The sequence below is a fragment of the Tepidibacillus infernus genome (genome assembly GCF_048898065.1).
GTDB classification, from domain to species: domain Bacteria; phylum Bacillota; class Bacilli; order Tepidibacillales; family Tepidibacillaceae; genus Tepidibacillus_B; species Tepidibacillus_B infernus.
The window spans coordinates 1,768,962-1,773,249 of sequence record NZ_JBLWFI010000001.1 but is presented as its reverse complement, the minus strand read 5'-3'; the positions used below and the strand labels follow the sequence as shown (position 1 = coordinate 1,773,249).

Genomic DNA, 4,288 nt, shown 5'->3' with positions numbered 1-4,288 from the left:
CGCCGAAAACCTCAATCGAGCCTATAAACAAGTGAAAAGGAATAAAGGTGCAGGTGGAATTGACGGCATGCAGGTGGATGAACTTCTACCCTTCCTGAAAGAACACAAGGACGAACTCCTGAAATCCCTCTGGGACGGAAAATACCGTCCAAAACCCGTGCGGCGGGTTGAGATACCCAAAGAGAACGGACAGACCAGAAAATTAGGAATACCGACCGTCGTGGACAGGTTAATCCAACAAGCGATAACTCAAGTGCTGTCACCCATTTTCGAGAAGCAGTTTTCAGACAACAGCTACGGTTTCCGACCGAACCGAAGCGCACATGATGCCCTGCGGAGATGCCAAGCTCATATTACAGACGGTTATAAATACGTAGTCGATATGGACTTGGAAAAGTATTTCGATACGGTAAACCAAAGCAAGCTGATTCAGATATTGTCGGAGACGATAAAAGATGGGCGGGTCATATCGCTAATCCATAAATTCCTGAAAGCAGGAGTTATGGATGGCGGGATGTTTGAAGAAAGTCCAGAGGGGGTACCACAGGGTGGCCCTCTAAGCCCCTTACTTGGCAACATTATGCTCAACGAATGCGACCACGAGCTGGAAAAGCGGGGACACCGCTTTGTACGCTATGCAGATGACATGATGATTTTCTGCAAAAGCAAGAAAGCGGCAAAGCGAACGCTCGACCACATCCTCCCGTATATTGAGGGAAGGTTATTCCTGAGAGTTAACAGGGAGAAAACGAAGGTATCGCATGTAAATTACGTCAAGTATCTGGGATATAGTTTCTACATCTACAGAGGAGAAGGGCGTTTAAGAATCCATCCTAAAAGCATTCAGAAACTTAAGGACAAAATCCGAGAAGTTACTGGGCGCAGCAATGGAATGGGAATCGAAGAACGAAGAACCAAACTCAATCAAGTAGTGCGAGGCTGGACAAATTACTTCAAACTGGCGGATGCAAAGAATCTGCTCAGTAGTTTAGACGAGTGGCTGAGAAGTCGCATACGAATGGTGACCTGGAAACGATGGAAACGAATCCGGACACGCTTTGAAAACCTCAAGAAGGCAGGCGTGAGTGAGGAGCAAGCGTGGATGTGGGCGAATACAAGAAAAGGCTATTGGCGTACTGCTCATAGCCCTATCTTGACAAAAGCCCTATCTAACGAGCGATTTAAGCGAGCTGGATATCTTAGTTTTAGTGAGTGTTATTCTGCGAAGTGACGTGTAAACTTTGGAAGCGCCGTATACCGAACGGTACGTACGGTGCTGTGGGAGGTCGGCTGGTCAAATAAGGGCCAGCCTCCTACCCGATTTCGCACACCTTGGGATATAATGGAGGAAGATTATTATTTAAGTAAAATACTAAATTTAAATAGAAAATAGGAGATGACGTAAATGGACCTCTTTCGTTTAGATGGCAAAGTAGCTGTTGTAACAGGATCGGGAAAAGGGATTGGTAAGGCGATGGCCTTAGGACTAGCTGAAGAAGGAGCTGATTTAGTGATAGTCGCACGAACAGAAGAAGATATTCAGCAAACGGTTTTAGAAGTTGAACAAAAAGGGCGAAAAGCGATTGGAATCTCAACAGATGTAAAGAAAAAAGAAGAGATTGAGAAAATGGTTGCTAAAACGCTAGATACCTTTGGTAAAATTGATGTGTTAGTCAATAATGCAGGGATGAATATTCGTACACCTGCCTTAGATGTTCCTGAGGAAGAATGGGAACTGATCATTCAAACGAATATGAAATCTGTATTTCTTGCTAGCCAAGCAGTAGGTAAACATATGGTTGAACAAAAAAGTGGGTCAATCATCAATATTAGCTCAGTGGCAGGCCAAGTAGCTTTACGAACAGGAGTAGCCTATGCGGCAACAAAAGCCGGAATTATTCAAATGACCAAAACGTTGGCTCTTGAATGGGGGAAACATGATGTTCGTGTGAATGCAATTGCACCGTGGTATTTTAGAACCCCATTAACTGAAAAACTTTTAAATAATGAAGATTATTATAATGAAATTATCAGTAGAACACCTCTAAGACGTGTAGGAGATGTGAAAGAGCTTGTTGGGCCAGCCGTTTTTCTAGCATCTGAAGCCTCTAGCTATGTGACAGGCCATACGATCTTTGTTGATGGTGGAATGAGCATTTACGGTTTTTAGGGGAGAGACAACGTGGCATACCAAAAAACAGAAAAAGTAAAAAAGAAAATTGAAAATAAGAAAGAATCGATTATTAAAGTAGCTAAAGAAGTATTGGCCAATGAAAGTTATAGTGCAATTTCGATAAAATCGATTGCGAAGAAAGCAGGAATTGCAACAGGAACATTTTATCTCTACTTTTCTAACAAAGAAAAATTAGTAGAAACGATTGTGGATGAGATGTATGCCAAGCTTTTAGACTCAATTAAAAAAGAAAGAGCAAAGCATGAACAAGTCATTGATAAATTACAAGCTTCTATGGAAGCAACGATTCGCCTTTTTGCGAAGGAACAACATTTAGCAAAAATCCTATTAGTTCAGATTCCTAGTTTTAATCATGCTTTTAACCGTAAACTAGATGAGATTGAAAAAGAGCTGATCAAATTAACTTTAGCAGATCTAAAAGAATTAACAGATCAGGGCATGCTTCCTAAGCAAGATATTCAGATTAGCGCGATGGCCTTTGTGGGAAGCTTTCGTCAGGTCATGATTAGTTGGCTAAGAGAGGGAGAACCCAAAAATATCGAAGAGGCCTATCAAACCTTGATTCAATATAATTTAAGGGGACTCGGTAAATCGTGATAAACGAATACCTAGTCCCCTTTTTAAAATGTTAAAGGAAGTATCGCTTTCTTCCCCTTTAAGAAATACACGGACAACCGAGTGCGTTAGAATATACAAACTCATCTTAACCTAATAGATATCCAATGGAAAACAAAATCCCATAAAGCAATTCTAATTTGCCTGTTCCTGCTAACGTTTCATTTAAAGCAGTACCCTTCTTGTGCAGTATATCTTTCACAAGGGAGAAGCACAACGGTAGGGAAAGTAAAACGAGTAGAATCCAATAGGTTACTAGTCCTGATAACCACATGATAACAGGAACAACATAAGTTAAGCCTAGTAAGAGAAAATAGTAAAGCTGTGTTCTTTTTTTACCAAAGCGTACAGCCAATGTTTTTTTCCCTGCAACCCGATCTTGTTCAATATCACGAAAGTTATTCACAACAAGAATGGCTGTGGCTAATAATCCAATAGGGATAGAAGCCCAATAAATTTGTGGGCTAATCGTTCCAGCCTGAATATAATAGGTTCCTCCAACTGCAACAAAACCAAAGAAAATAAAGACAAAGATATCAGCAGATCCATTATAGGATAAAGGATATGGACCACCTGTATAGGCGTATCCAAAAAGAATGGATAAAAGACCAATCACAAAGATAGGCCAACCCCCAATGATTAAAATATAAATTCCCACTAAAACAGCAAGACCAAATACAATCCATGTGCCCATAATTACTTCTTTCGGGCTTAAAAGGCCTGACTGTGTGACTCGAACTGGACCTACGCGCTCTTCTGTATCCGTCCCTTTTTTAAAATCAAAATAATCATTAACAAAATTAGTTCCAATTTGAATTAATAAAGCACCAACTAAGGCCGCTAACGCTGGCCAAAACTGAAAGACCCCATCTTTTAATGCAATCAAGGTTGCAACCAGAACGGGTGCAGCTGCTGCAGGTAAGGTTTTAGGTCTTGAGGCTAAAATCCATGCTTGCGTTTTATTCAATCTGACCACCTACATCTATGAAATATGATAACAAAATTTATTATAGACGATTTTGTCTAAGAGTTTAAGTAATTACACGATCATATCGATAAGAAAAAGAATTTCATAGATTAAGATTTAGATCTTTTAAAATAGTAGCCAACTCCAATCCAAAACGCTCCACCGAGAATCGTTAGGATCGCTCCACCAAGGCCAAAGGTTTGATAAACAAAAATACTAGAGAGAAGGGCAACACTAGCCACAACCACGCTAGAGAAAAAAGCAGCATCTTTATTCATAGAGAATTCCTCCTATAAAAAAGTTACCGTATCCTGTCATTGTGAACTACCCGCCACCTACGCTTCGCTTAGAGGTGGGGGCTTCTAAGGTAATCGCACCTAACGGTACGAAATTTACTTAGCTATCGAGCCTGTTCCATGCTCTATTTATGATTATACTAACAGTCGCAATCCTTCACGCTTGATATTGATAGAAGCGTTCCAATCTCTATCTGCCACAAAACCACAATCACA

5 protein-coding genes are annotated in these 4,288 nt (G+C 40.6%); 3 read left to right on the top strand and 2 right to left on the bottom strand.

From position 1 onward, the window contains the following. The 3 genes from ltrA to TEPIDINF_RS08950 form a co-directional block, all read left to right on the top strand. Positions 1-1,231: group II intron reverse transcriptase/maturase (ltrA, locus tag TEPIDINF_RS08960; RefSeq protein WP_421691796.1), on the top strand; the 1,231-nt coding region annotated here is incomplete at its 5' end. 174 nt (positions 1,232-1,405) lie between these two features. After that, positions 1,406-2,170: an SDR family NAD(P)-dependent oxidoreductase gene (locus tag TEPIDINF_RS08955; protein ID WP_421691795.1), complete on the top strand. Its 765-nt coding sequence runs from the start codon at positions 1,406-1,408 to the stop codon at positions 2,168-2,170. A gap of 12 nt (positions 2,171-2,182) precedes the next feature. Beyond that, positions 2,183-2,791, top strand: coding sequence for a TetR/AcrR family transcriptional regulator (locus tag TEPIDINF_RS08950; RefSeq protein WP_068725841.1), 609 nt, complete (start codon positions 2,183-2,185; stop codon positions 2,789-2,791). Between the two features lie 106 nt (positions 2,792-2,897). Here TEPIDINF_RS08950 and TEPIDINF_RS08945 read toward each other — a convergent pair whose 3' ends face one another. Both TEPIDINF_RS08945 and TEPIDINF_RS08940 read right to left on the bottom strand, forming a co-directional pair. Continuing rightward, positions 2,898-3,776 (bottom strand): 1,4-dihydroxy-2-naphthoate polyprenyltransferase, encoded by an 879-nt coding sequence (locus TEPIDINF_RS08945; protein WP_201024183.1) that lies wholly within the window; start codon positions 3,774-3,776, stop codon positions 2,898-2,900. A gap of 110 nt (positions 3,777-3,886) precedes the next feature. Then, the gene (locus tag TEPIDINF_RS08940) at positions 3,887-4,054 is read right to left on the bottom strand and encodes a hypothetical protein (protein ID WP_161937322.1); all 168 of its coding nucleotides are present in this window, start codon (positions 4,052-4,054) and stop codon (positions 3,887-3,889) included. Positions 4,055-4,288 lie beyond the last annotated feature (234 nt).